Origin of the sequence: Cellulosimicrobium cellulans (assembly GCF_007679345.1) — a bacterium.
In the GTDB taxonomy this organism is placed as follows: domain Bacteria; phylum Actinomycetota; class Actinomycetes; order Actinomycetales; family Cellulomonadaceae; genus Cellulomonas; species Cellulomonas cellulans_A.
The window spans coordinates 155,531-174,021 of sequence record NZ_VEGH01000002.1 but is presented as its reverse complement, the minus strand read 5'-3'; the positions used below and the strand labels follow the sequence as shown (position 1 = coordinate 174,021).

The 18,491-nt window shown below is 75.3% G+C and carries 14 protein-coding genes, 1 pseudogene and 1 riboswitch; of the genes and pseudogenes, 9 read left to right on the top strand and 6 right to left on the bottom strand.

Annotated elements, in window-relative coordinates; all coding sequences use genetic code 11:
- Positions 1-47: 47 nt before the first annotated feature.
- Positions 48-848 carry an SDR family NAD(P)-dependent oxidoreductase gene (locus FS882_RS03110; protein WP_158370734.1) on the top strand — a complete coding sequence of 267 codons (801 nt, stop codon included), beginning with the start codon at positions 48-50 and terminating at the stop codon, positions 846-848.
- Positions 849-915: 67 nt separating this feature from the next.
- On the opposite strand, the gene FS882_RS21545 is transcribed toward FS882_RS03110, so the two are convergent.
- From FS882_RS21545 to FS882_RS03100, 3 genes and pseudogenes are all read right to left on the bottom strand, one after another.
- On the bottom strand, positions 916-1,515 hold the full coding sequence (locus FS882_RS21545; RefSeq protein WP_410053261.1) for a type II toxin-antitoxin system Phd/YefM family antitoxin: 600 nt from the start codon (positions 1,513-1,515) through the stop codon (positions 916-918).
- Positions 1,516-1,587: 72 nt separating this feature from the next.
- Positions 1,588-4,326, bottom strand: a pseudogene (locus FS882_RS03105) (cation-translocating P-type ATPase); the annotation flags it as partial.
- Between the two features lie 468 nt (positions 4,327-4,794).
- On the bottom strand, positions 4,795-5,313 hold the full coding sequence (locus tag FS882_RS03100; protein WP_158370730.1) for a TetR family transcriptional regulator: 519 nt from the start codon (positions 5,311-5,313) through the stop codon (positions 4,795-4,797).
- Positions 5,314-5,398: 85 nt separating this feature from the next.
- Between FS882_RS03100 and FS882_RS03095 the strand changes: the two genes are divergently transcribed.
- The gene (locus FS882_RS03095) at positions 5,399-6,949 is read left to right on the top strand and encodes an MFS transporter (RefSeq protein ID WP_158370728.1); all 1,551 of its coding nucleotides are present in this window, start codon (positions 5,399-5,401) and stop codon (positions 6,947-6,949) included.
- 284 nt (positions 6,950-7,233) lie between these two features.
- Complete coding sequence (locus FS882_RS20825; RefSeq protein WP_187365107.1) at positions 7,234-7,401, top strand: hypothetical protein; 168 nt, start codon at positions 7,234-7,236, stop codon at positions 7,399-7,401.
- Between the two features lie 168 nt (positions 7,402-7,569).
- Here the strand turns inward: FS882_RS20825 and FS882_RS03090 are convergent, their stop codons facing one another.
- Entirely contained in the window at positions 7,570-9,930 is a 2,361-nt protein-coding gene (locus FS882_RS03090) for a (Fe-S)-binding protein (RefSeq protein ID WP_158371214.1), read from the bottom strand.
- Positions 9,931-10,235: 305 nt separating this feature from the next.
- Between FS882_RS03090 and FS882_RS03085 the strand changes: the two genes are divergently transcribed.
- From FS882_RS03085 to mnhG, 6 genes are read left to right on the top strand one after another with little or no spacing between them, the layout of a single operon-like run.
- Positions 10,236-13,337 carry a Na+/H+ antiporter subunit A gene (locus FS882_RS03085; protein WP_158370726.1) on the top strand — a complete coding sequence of 1,034 codons (3,102 nt, stop codon included), beginning with the start codon at positions 10,236-10,238 and terminating at the stop codon, positions 13,335-13,337.
- Positions 13,334-13,876: a Na(+)/H(+) antiporter subunit C gene (locus FS882_RS03080; protein WP_158370724.1), complete on the top strand. Its 543-nt coding sequence runs from the start codon at positions 13,334-13,336 to the stop codon at positions 13,874-13,876. The genes FS882_RS03085 and FS882_RS03080 overlap by 4 nt, the downstream gene beginning before the upstream one ends.
- The gene (locus FS882_RS03075; RefSeq protein WP_147795228.1) at positions 13,873-15,423 is read left to right on the top strand and encodes a Na+/H+ antiporter subunit D; all 1,551 of its coding nucleotides are present in this window, start codon (positions 13,873-13,875) and stop codon (positions 15,421-15,423) included. Before FS882_RS03080 ends, FS882_RS03075 begins: the two co-directional genes overlap by 4 nt.
- Complete coding sequence (locus FS882_RS03070; RefSeq protein WP_158370722.1) at positions 15,420-16,001, top strand: Na+/H+ antiporter subunit E; 582 nt, start codon at positions 15,420-15,422, stop codon at positions 15,999-16,001. Before FS882_RS03075 ends, FS882_RS03070 begins: the two co-directional genes overlap by 4 nt.
- Entirely contained in the window at positions 15,998-16,633 is a 636-nt protein-coding gene (locus tag FS882_RS03065; protein ID WP_158370720.1) for a monovalent cation/H+ antiporter complex subunit F, read from the top strand. Before FS882_RS03070 ends, FS882_RS03065 begins: the two co-directional genes overlap by 4 nt.
- Positions 16,630-17,034 carry a monovalent cation/H(+) antiporter subunit G gene (gene mnhG / locus FS882_RS03060; protein WP_158370718.1) on the top strand — a complete coding sequence of 135 codons (405 nt, stop codon included), beginning with the start codon at positions 16,630-16,632 and terminating at the stop codon, positions 17,032-17,034. Before FS882_RS03065 ends, mnhG begins: the two co-directional genes overlap by 4 nt.
- 7 nt (positions 17,035-17,041) lie before the next feature.
- On the opposite strand, the gene FS882_RS03055 is transcribed toward mnhG, so the two are convergent.
- The gene (locus FS882_RS03055) at positions 17,042-17,824 is read right to left on the bottom strand and encodes a class I SAM-dependent methyltransferase (RefSeq protein WP_262348033.1); all 783 of its coding nucleotides are present in this window, start codon (positions 17,822-17,824) and stop codon (positions 17,042-17,044) included.
- A 115-nt stretch (positions 17,825-17,939) separates the two neighbouring features.
- A complete protein-coding gene (locus tag FS882_RS03050; protein ID WP_158370717.1) occupies positions 17,940-18,224 on the bottom strand; it encodes a DUF4235 domain-containing protein in 285 nt (94 codons plus the stop codon).
- A gap of 113 nt (positions 18,225-18,337) precedes the next feature.
- A riboswitch (TPP riboswitch) is annotated at positions 18,338-18,471 on the top strand.
- Positions 18,472-18,491: the final 20 nt, after the last annotated feature.

Here is an 18,491-nt window from a genome sequence, read left to right as displayed (position 1 = left end):
GCGCCCGCCCACCGGCCCGCGCCGCACCCGAACCCGAGGAGGACCCCATGGACCTGGGCATCACCGGCCGCGTCGCGCTCGTCACCGGCGGCGACTCCGGCATCGGTCTCGCCACCGCCCGCCTGCTGCTCGAGGAGGGCGCCCGCGTCGTGCTGACCGACCAGGACGCGGCCGCGCTGGAGGCGGCGGTCGCCGACCTCGGCGCGGGACCGGGCCGCCTGCTGCCGGTGCTGGCCGACGTCACCGTGCCGGCGGAGGTCGAGGCGCTGGTGGCCCGCGCCGGCGACGCGTTCGGCGCGCCGGAGATCCTGGTGCACGCCGCCGGCGTGACGGGCGCGCAGGGGCTGTTCCACGAGATCGACGACGCCGGCTGGGCGCGGACGATCGAGGTCGACCTGCTGGCGGCGGTGCGCGTCGTGCGCGCGGTCCTCGCCCCCATGCGGGCGGCCGGGTGGGGCCGGGTCGTGCTGCTGGCGTCCGAGGACGGCGTGCAGCCCTACGTCGACGAGCTGCCGTACTGCGCGTCCAAGGCGGGGGTGCTCTCCCTGGCCAAGGGGCTGTCGAAGTCCTACGGCCCGGAGGGCGTGCTGGTGAACGCCGTGTCGCCGGCGTTCATCGCGACGCCGATGACCGACGCGATGATGGACCAGCGGGCCGAGGAGCGCGGCACCGACCGGGACGAGGCGATCGCGTCGTTCCTCGACGAGGAGCGGCCGTTCCTCACCGCGAAGCGGCGGGGCGGGGCCGACGAGGTGGCCGCGGTGATCGGCTTCCTGGTGTCCGAGCGCGCGTCCTTCGTCAACGGGTCGAACTACCGGGTCGACTCGGGGTCGGTCGCGACGATCTGACGCGTCGCCGCCGGGACGTCGACGGGGCCGCCACCCGGAGGTGACGGCCCCGTCGGCGCGTCGTCGCTCAGTCCCCGTCGGTCTCCGGCCGCACCGCGCCCAGGGGCTCGGTCGGGGCGGCGAGCTCCCGCCGGGACCGGCGCCGCGGCGGGTCGGGGCGCTCCGGGTCGGCGGCGGGATCGGGGCCCGGCCCGGCGGCCGGCACCGGGTCGAGGACGATGGTCGCGTCCGTGGCCGCCGGGGCCGGCGCCCCGGGCTCGGGCGCGCGGGTGCTCACCCGGGTCGGCGCGGCCGGTGCGGGCTCCTCCGCGGCGGGCGCCGGGGTCACGTCCGGAGCGGACGCGGGGGGAGCCGCGGGCGCCTCCGGAGCGGACGCCCCGACCGTCTCGTCGCCGGCCGTGTGCCGCCCGTCGCCCGGTGCCCCCGCCTCCGGTGCCGGGCTCGCGCCCGACTCGTCCGGGGGCGACAGCTGGATCGCCGTCGTGCTCACCTCGGCTGCGACGGTGGCGCCGGCGGCGGTCCCCCGGCCGCTGGTCCGCCGCGCGGCGCCGGCCACCGCGACGATCCGCGCCACCGGGCGTCCGTCGCGGGTGAGCGTGACCTCGTCGCCGTGCTCGACGGCGTGCACCAGCTCGGCCAGCCGGGCCGCGGCGTCGTCGAGCGCCACGGCCCCGGGCACGGGCGCGCCCGGGAGCGCGCCCCCGGTCTCCGCCGCGGCGGCGGTCCGGGCCGCGCCCCGCGCGTCGATCGCCCGGGTCACGGCCTTCATGCCCTCGGCGAGCAGGAACACCACGATCGCGAACCCGAGGGTCAGCCCCCACTCCCGCAGGCCGATCGGCGCCGAGTCGAACCAGGCGTTCATGAACGGCACGTAGGTGAAGAGGATCTGCAGCGCGATCAGCGCACCGGTCGCGGTCCACACCACCCGGTTCCCGCGCAGCACGCGCAGGGTGAGGCTGGACTCGCCCAGGAACCGGCAGTTGAACAGGTACGCGAGCTGGCCGAGCGCGAGCATCGTGACGGCGGTCGTCTGGGCCACCGCGTAGTCGGTGCCGCGGGCGCGCTCGATGAAGAACACGGCCAGGGTCGCGCCGCCGATGAGCAGCGAGACGATGACGACCTGCCGCAGGGACCGGCCCGAGATGACGGACCCTCCGGGTGCGCGCGGCGGCCTGGACATCACGCCGGGCTCGGCCGGCTCGTACGCCAGCGCGAGCGAGAGCGTGACGGCCGTGACGAGGTTGACCCACAGGATCTGCACCGGGGACAGCGGCAGCGTCAGGCCGAACAGCACCGCGACCAGGATGACGAGCGACTGCGCGCCGTTGGTGGGCAGCAGGAAGACGACGGACTTCGCGATGTTGTCGTAGATCCGCCGCCCCTCCTCGACGGCCCGCTCGATGGTCGCGAAGTTGTCGTCCGCCAGGACGATGTCCGCGGCCTCCTTGGTGGCCTCGGTGCCCTTGATGCCCATCGCGATGCCGATGTCGGCCCGGGTGAGGGCGGGGGCGTCGTTCACGCCGTCGCCCGTCATCGCCACGACCTCGTCGTGCGACTGCAGGGCCCGCACGATCCGGATCTTGTGCTCCGGGCTGGTGCGCGCGTACACGTCGACGTCGCGGACCCGCTGGCGCAGCTGCTCCTGGGTCATCGCCTCGAGCTCGGCGCCGGTGAGCGCGTGCACGTCGCCGTCCGCGGCGGCGATGCCGAGCTCGCGGGCGATGGCGGTGGCGGTGCCGACGTGGTCGCCGGTGATCATCTTGACCCGGATGCCGGCGCGGTGGCAGTCCGCGATGGCCTGCACGGCCTCGGGCCGCGGCGGGTCCACGATGCCGAACATGCCGAGGAACACCAGGCCCTCCTCGACGTCCGCGACGTCGAGGGTGCTGGTGCCGTCCGCGACGGGGCGCTCCGCGGCGGCCAGCGTCCGCAGGCCCTGGGACGCGAGCCCGTCGATCACGGCCTCCCACCGGGCGCGGTCCAGCGGCTCGGTGCCGCCGTCGGCGGCGCGCTGGTGGCTGCACCGGTCGAGCAGCCGGTCCGGGGCGCCGACGACGCGGATCCGGGTGCCGGCGCCGGGGACGCGGTCGAGCGTGGCCATGTACTTCGTGGCGGACTCGAACGGCAGCACCGCGACCCGCTCGACGCCCGCGCGGTCGACGCCGGCCTTGAGGGCCAGAGTCGCGATGGCGCCCTCGGTCGGCTGGCCGACGACCTTCCAGAGGCCGCCGTCCTGGACGATCCGGGCGTCGTTGGCGGACGCAGCGGTCGCGACGAGGGCCGCGAGGTCCGGGTGCGCGCCCAGCGGTGCGTGCTCGCCGTCCCGGGTGATCCTGCCCTCGGGCGCGTAGCCGAGACCCTCGACGTCGTAGGTCGCGGCGGCGGTGACGACGGTGCGCGTCGTCATCTCGTTCTTCGTGAGGGTGCCGGTCTTGTCCGAGCAGATGGTGGTCACCGAGCCCAGCGCCTCGACGGCGGTGAGCTTGCGGGTGATCGCGTTGCGCCGCGCCATCTGCTGCACCCCGAGCGCCAGGGTCACCGTGACCAGCGCGGGCAGACCCTCGGGCACCGCGGCCACCGCGAAGCCGATCGCCGCCGAGATGAGCTCCGGCACGTCCCAGTCGTGGATGACGCGGCCGACCACCAGCATGAACGCGGCCATGCCGAGGATGCCCAGGGACAGGGTCTTGCCGAACTGGGCCAGCTTGCGCGACAGCGGGGTGTCGAGGTCGTCCGAGGCGTCCGCGATGAGCGACTGGATCCGGCCGATCTCGGTGCCGCCGCCGGTCGCGGTGACGACGCCCGTGCCGGTGCCGACGGTGACGATCGTGCTGGAGTAGAGCATCGAGGCGCGGTCGCCCAGGCCGGCGTCGGGCCCGACCGCCTCGACGTGCTTGCTCGCGGGGACGGACTCGCCGGTGAGGGCCGCCTCCTCGACCTGGAGGTTGGTGGACTCGATCAGCCGCACGTCGGCGGGCACGCGGTCGCCGGACCGCACGCGCACGACGTCGCCCGGGACGAGCGAGTCGGCGTCGACCACCTGCCACTCGCCGTCCCGGCGCACCTGGGCGTCGAGCGACAGCATGGTCCGGATGCCCTTGAGCGCCCGCTCGGCCTGGCCCTCCTGCAGGAAGCCGAGCGCGGCGCTGATCACGGCGACGGCGAGGATGACGGCGAAGTCGATCCAGTCGCCGAGGAGCGCCTTGAGCACCGCGGAGGCGAGCAGGATGTAGATGAGGATGTCGTCGAAGTGGCCGAGCAGCCGGCGCAGCCAGCTCCTCCCCGGCGGTTCCGGCAGCCGGTTCGGGCCGTGCTCCGCGAGGCGCCGCGCGGCGTCCGTCTCGCGGAGGCCCGCGGGGGTGCTGCGCAGCTCGGCGAGCACCGCCTCCGGGGTCTCGGCGTAGGGCGCGGGACCCGCGGGGGAGCGCACGCCCGCGGTGTCCGCGGGCGAGGGCGTCGTGAGGGCTGAGGTCGTCATGTCACCACCTGACCGTTCGGCGTCCGAGCCATGGTGGCACGCCGCGTCGCCGTCGATCGAGCGGGGACGGGTTTCTCCGTGCGGCGCGGCGCTGATCACGCGCGTGATGCCATGCGCGTCAGCGGGATCGGTCGGGACGTCGGTCCCACGGTCCGGCGGGTGAGAGCGGCCGGGAGGTTTTACGCGGAGTTCACCCGCCGGGGGTGCGGCGGGCGGGCGGGCGACGCAGGATGGCACCGACACACCGGATCGAGGGGGGCGAGTCATGGAGATGAGCACGACGGACCAGCAGGCGTCGGAGACCGAGTTCGACGACATCACCTGGACGAGCGTGAGCAACCCCCGGCGCGTGCGGATCTGACGCGCCGGACCCGTCCCGCCCGGTGCCCTCCGCACCGGGCGGCACACCGCTTCCGACGGCCCCGCGGCACCCGCCGCGGGGCCGTCGTCGTCCCCGGGTGCGGGCGCTCAGGCCCTGCCGCGCAGCCGGCCGAGCACCGCGCGCGCGTCGGCGAGCGCGGTGTCGTCCCGCACCCCGGTGACCGCGTTGTAGTACATGCCGTCGCCGACGAGCTGGACCACGTGGGCGAGCGCCGGGTCCCCGAGCTCGTCGGCCAGCGCCTCGAACCAGTGCCGGCGCAGGTCGTCGAGGACGGCGGTGGCGTCGCCGCCCGCCTCCTCCGCGAGCCGGGCGAAGGCGATCAGCGCGCGGTCGAGCGGCCCGCCGGACTGCTGGGACTCGCGCAGGTAGTACTCGCTCGCGCCCTCGGGCGCCGCGCGCATCGCGGCGACGTCGGCCTCGCCGAGCCCCGCCAGGCGCTCGCGCTGGCCCTGGACCAGCGCGGCCTTGCTGGGGAAGTGGTAGAGCAGCCCGCCCTTGGACACCTCGGCCGCCGCGGCGACCGCGTCCAGCGTGGCGGCGCGCGGGCCGTGCGCGATCAGCAGGCCCTCGAACGCGTCGAGGAGGCGGTCGCGGGTCGCGGACATGGGAATGACCGTACCGGCCGTGACGCTTTACCGTCCAGACGGTACAGTTCCGTCGGTCCGCACGTACGAAACGAACGAGGTCGTCATGTCCGCCCCGGTCACCACCGGTCCCACTGCCGCCGTCCCGGCGCCGCTCCAGCACCGCGGCCGTCCCGTCCGCCCCTGGGCGGTGCTGGCCGTGCTCATGCTCCCGGTGCTGCTCATCTCCGTGGACAACACGGTCCTGAGCTTCGCGCTGCCGTCGATCACGGCCGCGCTCGGCGCGTCCGGGTCGGACCTGCTGTGGATCGTCGACGCGTACCCGCTGGTGCTCGCGGGCCTGCTGGTCCCGATGGGCAGCCTCGGCGACCGCGTCGGGCGCAAGCGGCTGCTGATGATCGGCGCGACCGGGTTCGCGGTCGTCTCGCTGCTCGCGGCGTGGTCGACCAGCCCGGCGATGCTGATCGCCGCCCGCGCCGCGCTGGGCCTGTTCGGCGCCACGCTGATGCCGTCCACGCTGTCGCTGATCCGCAACGTGTTCCTCGACCGCGCGCAGCGGCGGCTCGCCATCGCCGTCTGGGCGTCCGGCTTCGCGGGCGGTGCCGCGCTCGGCCCGATCGTGGGCGGCGCGCTGCTCACCCACTTCTGGTGGGGCTCGGTGTTCCTGCTCAACGTGCCCGTGCTCCTGGTGCTGCTGCCGCTCGCCGCGGCGCTCGTGCCCGAGTCCAAGGACCCCGCCCCCGGCCCGCTCGACCCGTGGAGCAGCGTGCTCGCGCTCGCGACCATGCTGCCGCTGGTCTACGCGATCATCGCGACGGGCGAGCACGGCCTGACGCCGACCACCGGCGCCTCGGTGCTCGTGGGCCTGGTCGCGGGGTGGGCGTTCGTCCGGCGGCAGCGGCGGCTCGCCTCCCCGATGCTCGACGTCCGGCTGTTCACGAACCCGGTCTTCTCCGGCGCGGTGTCCGCCAACCTGCTGTCGGTGCTCGGGTTCTCCGGCCTGCTGGTGATCGTGTCCCAGTTCCTCCAGCTCGCCGCCGGGCTCAGCCCGATGGACGCGGGCCTGGTGCTGCTGCCGGGGCTCGTCGCGTCCGTCGCCGCGGGCCTGCTCGCCGTGCGGCTGGTGCGGTACGTCCGGCCGGGCGTGCTCATCGGGTCGAGCTTCCTGCTGGCCGCCGTCGGCTACGGCGTCCTGACCCTGGTCGGCGACGTCCCGACGCCGGCGACGGTCGCCGTGACGTTCGTGGTGATGGGCCTGGGCGTCGGCCTCGCCGAGACGCTGACCAACGACCAGATCACCACCGCCGTCCCGCCGGAGAAGGCCGGCGCCGCGTCCGCCATCTCCGAGACGGCCTACGAGCTCGGCACCACCCTGGGCGTCGCGATCCTCGGCTCGGTGCTCAACGCGACCTACCGGGCGCGCGTGGCGCTCCCGGAGACGCTGACGACCGACCAGGCGCACGCCGCGGCCGAGACCCTCGGCGGCGCGACCCGGGTGGCGGGCGAGGTCGGTGCCGGCACGGGCGAGGCGCTCCTGGAGTCGGCGCGCCTGGCGTTCGACGCGGGCACCCAGCACGCCGCCGCGGTGGGCGCGGTCGTCGCGGTGGGCGCGGCGCTCGTCTCGTTCGTGACCCTCCGCCGCGCCACCGCCCTCTGACCCGCCCTCCCGCGAGGCCTCTCGCGAGGCGCCCACGCCGAGCGTGCAGAAGGCGCGGGCTTCCGGGCGCGGGAACCCCGCGGGTTCTGCGACCTCGGCGGTGCGGTGCGCGGTGCGGTGCGCGGGGCGGTGCGGTGCGCGGCGGGAGTGGGGCGCGGCGGGAGCACCGCGGTCGGTGGAGGGTGTGCGTGCGTCTCGTGCGATCGGTTGACCGTCGATCGATCGCGGTCGACAGTCGATCGTGCGTCGCGGACCCGCCGCGCGCGTCGGTCCCGGAGGTCCCCATGTCGTACGTGCTCGCCGCCCTCGCCGTCCTGCTCGGCGCCGCGGCGGTGGTCGCCGGTGAGGCGGACGACTCCCCGGGTCTGCAGGGCATCGGCGTGCTGCTGGTGCTGACGGGCGTGGTGGTGGCGGTCCGGGCCGTCCGCGCCCGCCGCTCCGCCCCGCGCTGACCCCTGCGCCCCGCCACCCCGATGCCCGCCGCGCCACCCCTCCCGCCGACTCTCCTCCCGCGCCACCCCTCCCGCCGACTCTCCGCTTCCGGCCTGTGAGCGCCCGCTCCTGCAAAGGCGCGTTTTGCAGACTCGGCGAGATGGCAGCGCTCGGCGAGGTGAAGCGGGTCAGCGGGCGGCGCGCACGCGGTCCAGGAGCAGCAGGGCGATGTCGGTGACCTCCGGGACGCCGACCGCGCCGCGGTCGACGCCCGGCTGCGCGGCCGTGCCGCCCGCGGCCGTGCCGCCCGCGTCCGCCCCGCCCGCGTCCGCGCCGCCCGCGTCCGCCCCGCCCGCGCCGCCCGCGTCCGCCCCGCCCGCGCCGCCCGCGGCCGCGCCGCCCGCGCCGGCGCCGCCCGCCGCCGCCACGCCGTCCGTCAGCATCACCGTGCAGTACGGGCACGCGGTCGCGACGACGTCGGCGCCGGTCGCGATCGCCTCCTCGGCCCGGGCGGTGCCGATGCGGGTGCCGAGGGACTCCTCCATCCACATCCGCGCCCCGCCGGCCCCGCAGCAGAACGACCGCTCCCGCGTGCGCGGCATCTCGACGGCCTCGACCCCCGGGAGCGCGGCGAGCAGCTCGCGCGGCGGCTCGTAGACCTCGTTGTGCCGGCCGAGGTAGCAGGGGTCGTGGTAGGTCACGCGCTGCGCCTGCGCGTCCGGCGCCGCCACCGGCGTCAGCCGCCCCTCGCCGACCAGCCGGTCCAGCAGCTCGGTGTGGTGCACGACGTCGTACCGCCCGCCGAGCTGCGGGTACTCCCGGGACAGCGTGTTGAAGCAGTGCGCGCAGGTGACGACGACGGCCCGTGCCTCCGCCGCGGCCAGCGTCTCGACGTTCGCCGAGGCCAGCATCTGGTAGAGCACCTCGTTGCCCGCGCGCCGGGCCGGGTCGCCGGTGCAGCCCTCGCCGTCGCCGAGCACCGCGAACGTCACGCCCGCGGTGTGCAGCAGCTCGGCCACGGCCCGGGTGGTGCGCTTCGCCTTCTCCTCGTACGCCCCCGCGCAGCCGACCCAGAACAGGTAGTCGACCTCGGCGGCCGTGGCCACGTCCGCCCCCACGACGGGCACGTCGAACGGCAGCCCCTTCGCCCAGTCGAGGCGCTGCCGCGCGGGCAGGCCCCAGGGGTTGCCGCGCCGCTCGAGCTTGGTGAACGTGCCGCCGAGCTCCGCGGGGAACGCCGACTCCATGAGGGTCTGGTAGCGCCGGATGTCGACGATGGTGTCGACGTGCTCGATGTCGACGGGGCACTGCTGGACGCACGCGCCGCAGGTGGTGCACGCCCACAGCGCCTCCGCGTCGATGACGCCGGACGCGACCAGGTCGACGTCGACGTGCCCGGGCTCGACGTCGGCGCCGCCGCGCGCGGCCCGCAGGTACGGCGCCGTCGCGGCGGCGTGGTCCCGGAGCGCCAGCGTCAGCAGCTTGGGGGACAGCGGCTTGCCGGTCGCCCACGCGGGGCACTGGTCCTGGCACCGCCCGCACTCGGTGCAGGTCGAGACGTCGAGCAGCTGCTTCCAGGTCAGGTCCTCGACGGCGCGGGCGCCGAGCCGGGCGTCGTCCGGCAGGTCCTCGAGCGCCGCCACGTCCAGCGGGACGTCGCCGACCCGCACCGGCTCCAGCGGTCCCAGCGCCGGCGCGCCCGACGCCGACCGGCGGGCGTACACGTTCAGCACGGCCAGGAACCGGTGCCAGGCGACGCCCATCGTGGGCTGGAGCCCGACGACGACGAACCAGGCCATCGACACCAGGATCTTCACGGTGGCGCACACGACGACGGCCGCCTCGACCGCACCGGTCGAGGCCCCGGACCACAGCCCGCCGATCCACGCGGTGGTCGGGAAGTGCCAGGCGCTCGCCAGCGCGGAACCGTCGCGTACCGCGAGCTCGTGCTCCAGGCCGCGCAGCAGCAGGACCGCCAGGACCACGAGCAGCACGGTCGCCTCCACGACCACGGCCTGGGCGGTGCTCGAGCCGAAGAACCGCGACCGCCGCTGCGGCAGGGACCCCGGGTCCGCCACCGGCCCCGATCCGTCGCCGGTCCCCGCGCCGACGGCCGCCACGGCGCGCGCGGGCGTCGCCGGAAGCCCCCGCGGCGTCCGGCGGACCCGCACCGCGATCAGCGCGAGGATCCCGGCGAGCGACAGCCAGGCGATCCCCTCGGTGAGCCACTCCCACGGCGCCAGGTGCCCCAGCAGCGGCAGCGCCCACCGCGGGTCCACGACCTGCGCGTACCCGGCGACCAGCGTGAAGAACAGCACCGGGAACGACACCATGACGACCCAGTGCGCGGCGCGGACCACCGGCGTGTGCTGGAACCGGCCGTGCCCGACCATCTCCCGCACGACGAGCCACGCCCGCCGACCCACCGGCCGGAGCCGGCCGGGCGCCGGTCGCCCGACCCGGATCGTGCGGGTGAGCCGCCGTGCGCCGAGAGCGAACGTCGCGACCCCGACGACGGTGGCGGCGAGCACCACGACGAGGCAGGTCATCCGCAGCAGGTCCACGTGGTCACGCTAATCGCCCGGGGCGGCGACCCCGCGACCGGAGGTCCCGGGTGAGGTCCCACACGCCCGCCGCCCGGTGGTGCTGCGCCATCACTTGATAGAGTCCAGGTAATCCCTCGACCACGGTCGGCCTCCGCACGCTTGCGCGCGCGGTGCCGCCGTGCGTCCCTGTACCTGCCCGCTGACAACACCACAGCCGTCGAACCGCCGCGGGCGCCCCAGGCCCACCGTGGGCCCGGATCGGCGCGACCGACCGACCGACCACCCGCCCACGACAGGACGGAGCGGACGTGCTGCAGCTCCTCGCGGTGCACCTCGTCGCTGCCCTGGTCGCGCCCGCGCTCGTCGCGTGGATCGGCCGCAAGGCGTTCTGGGTGCTCGCGCTCGCCCCCGCCGCGGTGGCGGTGTGGGCGCTCTCCCTCACCAGCCGCGTGCTGGACGGCGACGGGCCGACCCAGGTGGTCCAGTGGATCCCCGGCCTCGGCATGGAGCTGTCGTTCCGGCTGGACACGCTCTCGTGGTTGATGTCGCTGCTGGTCGGCGGCGTCGGCGCGATCGTCCTGGTCTACTGCTCGGCCTACTTCAAGGCGGGCGCGAGCGGTCTCGGCCGGTTCAGCGGGGTGCTGGTCGCCTTCGCCGGCGCGATGCTCGGCCTGGTCACGGCCGACGACACGCTGCTGCTGTTCGTGTTCTGGGAGCTGACCACGGTCTTCTCCTACCTGCTCATCGGGCACTACCACGAGCGCAAGGCCAGCCGCCGGGCGGCGATGCAGGCCATCGTCGTCACGACCGCAGGCGGCCTGACGATGCTCGTCGGCGTGATCCTGCTCGGCGAGGCCGCGGGCACGTACCGGATCTCCGAGACGCTCGCGAACCCGCCGCACGGCGCCATGGTCACGGCCGCGGTGGTCTGCCTGCTGGTCGGCGCGATGAGCAAGGCCGCGCTGATCCCGACGCACTTCTGGCTGCCGGCCGCGATGGCCGCGCCCACACCGGTGTCCGCGTACCTGCACGCGGCGGCGATGGTGAAGGCCGGCGTGTACCTGGTCGCGCGGTTCGCCCCGGCGTACTCCGAGCTGCCGGCCTGGCGGTGGATGGTGGTCGTCATGGGCGGCGGCACGCTGCTGCTCGGCGGCTACCGCGCACTGCGCCAGCACGACCTCAAGCTGATCCTCGCGTTCGGCACGGTCAGCCAGCTCGGCCTGATCGTGCTGCTGGTCGGCTACGGCACGAAGGCCACGGCGCTCGCCGGCCTCGCCCTGGTCGGCGCGCACGCCATGTTCAAGGCCGCCCTGTTCCTCGTGGTCGGCGTCGTCGACGCCGCGACCGGCACCCGCGACCTGCGCCGGCTGTCCGGCGTCGGCCGGGCCTTGCCGATCACCGCGGTCGCGGGCGCGCTCGCCACGCTGTCGATGATCGGCGCCCCGCCGTTCGCCGGGTACGTCGCCAAGGAGGCGGCGCTGGAGGCGCTGGGTCACGGCGGCCACCCGCTGGACCTCGTCGTGCTCGTGCTCGTCGCGGTCGGGTCGGCCCTGACCGTCGCGTACGGCCTGCGTCTGTGGTGGGGCGCGTTCGCCACCAAGCCGGTGCTGTCGCCCGCCGCGGTGAAGGCGCTCACCCTCGCCCGCGAGGCGCGGGCCGCGAAGCACGAGCCCGCCGCGCGCGACGAGCGCAGCGTCCCCGAGCTCGACGCCCCGGCCGAGGACGACCGGGCCGAGCCCGCCGCCGTCGGCCGCCCGTCGCTGCTCCTCGTGTGGCCGGCGATGCTGCTCGCGGTGCTGGGGCTCGTGGTCGCGCTGGCTCCGAAGGTCGGCGACGATCTGCTGGCGCCCCAGGCGGACCGGTACCCCGAGGGCGAGCCGGGCCACCTGCTGCTCTGGGGCGGCTTCACCCCGACCCTGGCGATCACGGTCGTCGTGCTCGCGGTCGGCGTGCTGCTGTTCCTGGCCCGGGGCCCCGTCGAGGCGGCGCAGGCCGCCGTGCCGCACGTCCCCGAGGCCGACCGGCTCTACCGCCGGTTCATGCGCCGCCTGGACGACGTCGCCGCGGACGTCACCGCGATCACCCAGCGTGGCTCGCTGCCGTTCTACCTCGGCGGCATCCTCGTGGTGTTCGTCGTGACCGTGGGCGTGCCGCTGGTGCGGTTCACCTCGCTGCCGACGGAGACCCGGGCCTGGGACCGGCCCGCGCAGCTCGTGATCGGCGCCTTCGTCGCGGTGGCCGCCGTGCTGGTCGCCCGCGCGCGCCGTCGGCTCAAGGCCGTCATCCTGCTCGGCGTGTCCGGCTACGGCATCGCGGCGCTGTTCCTGCTGCAGGGCGCGCCGGACCTCGCGCTGACCCAGGTGCTGGTCGAGACGGTGACCCTCGTCGTGTTCGTGCTCGTCATGCGCCGGCTCCCCCCGTACTTCTCCGACCGGCCCCTGGTGGCGTCCCGCTGGGTCCGCCTGGTCGTGGCGCTGTCGGTGGGCCTGACCGTCGGCGCGCTCGCGCTGATCGTGCCGAGCGCGCGCATCCACATCCCGGTGTCGGTCGACTTCGCCGAGGAGGCCTACTCGTTCGGCGGCGGCAAGAACATCGTCAACGTGACCCTGGTCGACATCCGGGCCTGGGACACGATGGGCGAGATCTCGGTGCTGCTGGTCGCGGCGACCGGCGTCGCCTCGCTCGTGTTCCTCCGCAAGCGGTCGGGCGCGATCTTCCGCGCGGGCGACGCGCCCGAGCACCGCGCGGTGTGGGGCAGCGAGGACGACCCGCAGGCCGCGCTGCGCAAGCCGGTCGAGGCGCGCGCCGGCTACCAGCCGCGCGAGTGGCTCCGCGCCGGCCGGACGCTGGCGCCGCGCCGCCGGTCCGTGGTCTTCGAGGTCGTCGTCCGGCTGCTGTTCCACACGATGATCGTGTACTCGCTGTTCCTGCTGTTCTCCGGGCACAACGCCCCGGGCGGCGGGTTCGCGGCCGGGCTCGTCACGGGCATCGCGCTGATCGTCCGCTACCTCGCGGGCGGCCGGTACGAGCTCGGCGAGGCGGCCCCCGTCCAGCCGGGTCTGCTGCTGGGCAGCGGCCTGTTCCTGTCGGCGGGCGTCGGCCTGGGCGCGCTCATCTTCGGCGGCACCGTGCTGCAGTCCTGGATCATCGACGTCTCGCTGCCGCTGATCGGCGACATCCACCTGGTGACGTCCCTGTTCTTCGACGTCGGCGTGTACCTCGTCGTCGTCGGCCTGGTGCTCGACATCCTCCGCAGCCTCGGCGCCGAGATCGACCGGCAGGCCGAGCAGGACGGCGACCCCGAGGCGGTCGGCGGCGACGCCGAGCCCGCCGAGGAGGTCCGGGTGGACGCGGTCGCCGCCGGGCGGGTCGCCCCGCAGCACCACGACGACCGGGAGGGCCCGCGATGATCGACATGAGCCCCAACCTCGTCCTGGTCGGCGTCATCGTCGTCCTGGTGACGGCGGGCGTGTACCTGCTCCTGGAGCGCAGCCTGTCCCGCGTGCTGATCGGGGTCGTCCTGATCGGCAACGGCGCGAACCTGCTGTTCCTGGTCGCGGGCGGCGCCGCCGGCCGGCCGCCGATCGTCGGGCTGGAGCTCGAGCGCGACATGGCCGACCCGCTGCCGCAGGCGATGGTGCTGACCGCCATCGTCATCACGCTCGGCATGACGGCGTTCCTGCTCGCGATGGCCTACCGGTCCTGGCAGCTGCACCGGCACGACGAGGTGCAGGACGACGTCGAGGACCGCCGCATCGCCCGGCTCGCCGCCCGCGACCAGCGCGCCTTCGAGGACGACGACACCGAGGAGTCGACGACCACCCTCGACGAGGAGGCCGCCGAGACCCGCGACGAGACGGACGAGGGCGGCCCCTCGCCGGCCGGCGTCGGGAGCGCCGCCGGGGAGCACGACCGACCGACCGACGACCGCGGGGAGGGCAGCCGATGACCGAGTACACCTGGCTGGTGCCGCTGCCCGTCGTGGTCCCGCTGTTCGGCGCCGGCCTCGCGCTCGCCCTGTACCGGCGGCCGCGGCTGCAGCGCATCATCAGCGTCATCGCGCTGAGCATCGTGCTGGTCGTCGCCGCGACGCTCCTGGTCCTCGCCGACGACGGCCCGCTGGTGGTCGACATCGGCGGCTGGGCCGCACCGGTCGGCATCGACCTCGTCGCGGACCGGCTGTCGGCGCTCATGCTGACGGTGTCCGCGGCGGTGACGCTCTGCGTCCAGCTGTACTCGCTCGCCCAGGGCGAGGCCGACGGCGACGAGGCCGCGCCCGTCTCGATCTACCACCCGACGTACCTGATCCTGGCCGCGGGCGTCGCCAACGCGTTCCTCAGCGGCGACCTGTTCAACATCTACGTCGGCTTCGAGATCCTGCTGGCCGCCTCGTACGTGCTGCTGACGCTCGGCGGGACCGGTGAGCGCATCCGCGCGGGCAGCATCTACGTGGTCGTGGCGCTGCTGTCGTCCCTGCTGTTCCTCATCGCGATCGCCCTCACCTACGCGGCCGCGGGCACGGTCAACCTGGCGCAGCTCGCCGAGCGGCTGCCGGAGATCGACCCCGGGGTGCGGCTGCTGCTCCAGGTGCTGCTGCTGCTCGCGTTCGGCATCAAGGCGGCGATCTTCCCGCTGTCGGCCTGGCTGCCCGACTCGTACCCGACGGCGCCCGCGCCGGTGACGGCCGTGTTCGCCGGCCTGCTCACCAAGGTCGGCGTCTACGCGATCATCCGCACCCAGACCCTGCTGTTCCCCGAGGGCCGGATGGACGACGTCCTCATGTGGGCGGCGCTCGCCACGATGGTGGTCGGCATCCTCGGGGCGGTGGCGCAGGACGACCTCAAGCGACTGCTGTCGTTCACGCTGGTCAGCCACATCGGCTACATGCTCTTCGGCATCGCGCTCGCCTCGGAGGCCGGCTGGTCCGCGTCGATCTACTACGTCGCGCACCACATCATCGTGCAGACCGGGCTGTTCCTGGTCGCGGGGCTGATCGAACGGCGGGGCGGGTCCACGTCGCTCGACTCGCTCGGCGGCCTGGCCAAGCTCGCCCCGGTGCTCGCCATCCTGTTCTTCATCCCGGCGATGAACCTCGGCGGCATCCCGCCGCTGTCCGGGTTCCTCGGCAAGGTGGGCCTGCTGCAGGCCGGCGTCGCCGACGGCTCGTGGCTCGCGCTGACCCTGGTGGTCGGCGGTGTCGCCACCTCGCTGCTCACGCTCTACGCGCTGATCAAGGCGTGGAACAAGGCGTTCTGGCAGACGCCGCCCGAGCCGCTGCCCGACGCCACGCTGCCGAAGGGCATGGTCGGCTCCGCCGCCGCGCTCGTCGTGCTGGGCCTCGCGCTGACCGTCGGGGCCGGCCCGCTGTACGGCTACGCCGAGCGTGCCGCCGGGGCACTGGCCGACCGGTCCGTGTACATCCAGTCGGTGCTGCCGGAGGGCGGCCGCGGCTCCGGGGAGTCCGTCGACGTGGCGCACGGGGGTGACGACGCGTGAGCCTGCACCCGCGCCGCAAGAAGCTGGCCGCCCAGTGGCCGACCATGGTCTGGCTCGTCGTCGTCTGGGTGCTGCTCTGGGGCGACCTGTCCGTCGGCAACGTGCTCGCCGGCGCCGTGATCGCCGTCGCGGTGACCGGGCTGCTCCGGATGACGCCGATCGACTTCCACGGCACCGTGCGCCCCTGGCCGCTGCTCGTGCTGATCGGGCGGTTCGCCTGGGACCTGCTGCACGCGTCCGTCGAGGTGTCCTGGGTCGCGCTGCGGCCGCGGCACACCCCGCGCGGCGCCGTGATCGGCGTCCAGCTCCGGAACCACTCCGACCTGTACCTCACGATGACCGCCGAGCTCTGCTCGCTCGTGCCCGGCTCGCTGGTCGTCGAGGCGCACCGGCTCACCGGCATGCTCTACCTGCACGTCCTCGACGTCGAGCAGTCCGGCGGCGTCGAGCGCGCCCGGCAGAACGTCCTCGACCAGGAGGAGCGGGTGCTGCGTGCGTTCGCCTCCGACGACGAGCTCCGCGAGGCGGGCCTGACGCCCGGCGGCCGGTCGTCCCGACGCCAGGAGGTGCGCGCGTGACCGCCGTGCTGCTGATCTGCGCCGCGCTGCTGACGGTCGCGGGGGTCCTCGCGCTGATCCGCGCCGAGCGCGGGCCGTCGATGCTGGACCGGACGGTGGCGCTCGACATCATCGTGACCGTCGTGGTCGCGGCCGTCGCGCTCTACGCCTCGGCCGAGCGTCGCGCGGACGTGGTGCCGATCCTCGTGGTGCTGTCCCTGGTCGGCTTCGTCGGCTCCACCACGATCGCGCGGTTCGCGTCCGTCGAGCCCGCGGGCGAGGGCCGGGTCCGCACCCGCGAGGAGATCGCGGCCGAGGAGGCGGAGCGGATCCGCGCCGAGGACGAGGCCGAGGAGGCCCGCCGCGCGCGCCGGGCCCGCGAGGCCGAGGGCGCCGCGACCGACGCCCCCCGGCCCGCGTCGGACCCCGAGGAGGTCCGCGCCGAGCACGCCGCCCACGGCGACGAGGCGCGCCGCGCCGAGGTCGTGCCCGACGAGGACCGGCGCGAGCACGGTGACGAGCCGCACGTGGACGAGCACGGGTCGGGCGAGCACGGCGGCGGGTCGGACGGCGACGAGCTGGCGGCGGAGGACACCGCCGCGGACCAGGACGCCGCCGCCCGCGGCACGCACGACGAGGGGAGCGACCGATGAGCTGGGACTGGGACGTGGTCGCCGACGTCGTGGCGTCGATCTGCCTGATCGGGGGCGCGCTGCTCGCGCTCGCCGCCGGCGTGGGCGTCCTGCGGTTCCCCGACCTGCTGTCCCGGATGCACGCCGGGACGAAGCCGCAGGTGCTCGGGCTGATCCTGGTGCTCATCGGGCTGTCGCTCCGGCTGCGCTCCGGCGGGGCGGTGTGGGCGCTGGTGCTCGTGGCCCTGTTCCAGATGCTGACGGCGCCCGTCGCGGCGCACCTGGTCGGCCGCGCGGGCTACCGCACGGGCAAGGTGCGCCGCGACCTGCTGGTGGTCGACGAGCTCACCGAGGCGCAGGACGAGGCCACGCTGCGCGGCACGCCGCCCGAGGACGCACCGGGCTCGGGCGACCGGGGCTGACGCGGCGTCAGCGGCGGAACAGCCCCGCCCAGAGGAAGTCCTCGCCGAAGGCGTCGTCCGCGTCGGCGGCCGGGCGCATCCGGCGCAGCTCCACCTCGTCGAGCCAGGCGAACGCCCGCCGCAGGTCGTCGGCGCGGTAGGCGAGCCCGCCGCCCAGCCCGCCCTCCCGGTACAGGTCGACGTCGTCGGCCCCGGTGCCGCCGCGGTCGTCGTGGCCGTCCTCGCCCGTCGCGAAGCACGCGATCCCGAACCGGCCCCCGGGGCGGACCGTGCGCTCCAGCAGCGCGCGGTAGGACACGCGGCGGTGCGGCGGCAGGTGGTGGAAGCAGCCGGAGTCGTAGACCAGGTCGTACGGCTCCGCGGGCGGCTGCCACCCGAAGATGTCGGCGCGCGCGAACCGCACGTCCACCCCGGCCTCGGCGGCGCGCTCCCGGCCCCACGCGACGGCCGTCGCGGACAGGTCCAGCGCGTCGACGGCGCACCCCTGCTGCGCGAGCCACACGGCGTTCCGGCCGGGTCCGCAGCCGAGCTCGAGCACGCGGGTGCCGGGAGCGAGCGGCAGCCGGCCGTCGGCGGCCCAGGCGACGAGGCTCTCGTCCGGCGCCCAGCGGAAGAACGGCACGGGGCGGCCGCGGTCGGCGTAGAACCGGTCCCAGAAGTCGGCGCCGCCGCGGTCGGTCCACCGGTCGGCGCGCTCGGCGAACAGCAGGTCCATGAGGGCCAGGACGTCGTCGACGGTGTGCACCGAGCGGCCGGCGCCGACGGCGGGCCGGGAGGAGGGGTGGGACACGGCTGACCTGCACCTTCGTCTGGACGGGGTGCTCAGGCTAGGGCGCGCCCGCGCCCCGCGGGCGGGACCTCCGGCCGTCGACGGCGCGACGACCCCGGTGCCGAGGGGCCCCGGGTCAGGCCTTCGGGAGCCGGCGGTTCTTGTCGACGCGCTCGACGAACTTCTTCGTCCCGCGGGTCGCGAACACGCGGGCGACCGTGACGGCGGCGGCGGTGACCGCGGCGGCCGCGACGACCTCGGCGATGCGCGGGTCGTCGTCGTCCTCGGGCTTGGGCGGCTTGTGCCCGGACGCCGCCTTCCACGCCGCGTCCACGGCCTTGCCCGCGATCCAGGCGACGGCGCCCGCGACCACCAGGCCGGTGATCTTCGCAAACGTGGACTGGGTCTCTTCGTCGGCCACGGGACCTCCTGCGTCGGGACGGCTGTGCTCCGCCCCACGCTAGCGCCGCCGGTGCGCCCCCGCAGGTCAGCCCGCGCCGGACGGGGGCCGCGCCGCGCCGGTGTAGTGTCGGCGGCGAACGACAGGGGAGCGTCCCGGGCCGTGCGCGACACCGCGGCCCGACCGACGCTGAGAGTGCGGACGGAATCCGCAGACCCTCGCACCTGATCCGGTTAGCACCGGCGTAGGGAGTCGGGATCTCAGTCGCCCCGTGCCGTCGCGCTCCCC

Coding starts and splice junctions, on each gene's coding strand:
- FS882_RS03075 (WP_147795228.1), top strand. CDS start 13,873: ATGACCGAGTACACCTGGCTGGTGCCGCTGCCCGTCGTGGTCCCGCTG.
- FS882_RS03080 (WP_158370724.1), top strand. CDS start 13,334: ATGATCGACATGAGCCCCAACCTCGTCCTGGTCGGCGTCATCGTCGTC.
- FS882_RS03090 (WP_158371214.1), bottom strand. CDS start 9,930: ATGACCTGCCTCGTCGTGGTGCTCGCCGCCACCGTCGTCGGGGTCGCG.
- mnhG (WP_158370718.1), top strand. CDS start 16,630: ATGAGCTGGGACTGGGACGTGGTCGCCGACGTCGTGGCGTCGATCTGC.
- FS882_RS03100 (WP_158370730.1), bottom strand. CDS start 5,313: ATGTCCGCGACCCGCGACCGCCTCCTCGACGCGTTCGAGGGCCTGCTG.
- FS882_RS03110 (WP_158370734.1), top strand. CDS start 48: ATGGACCTGGGCATCACCGGCCGCGTCGCGCTCGTCACCGGCGGCGAC.
- FS882_RS03095 (WP_158370728.1), top strand. CDS start 5,399: ATGTCCGCCCCGGTCACCACCGGTCCCACTGCCGCCGTCCCGGCGCCG.
- FS882_RS20825 (WP_187365107.1), top strand. CDS start 7,234: ATGTCGTACGTGCTCGCCGCCCTCGCCGTCCTGCTCGGCGCCGCGGCG.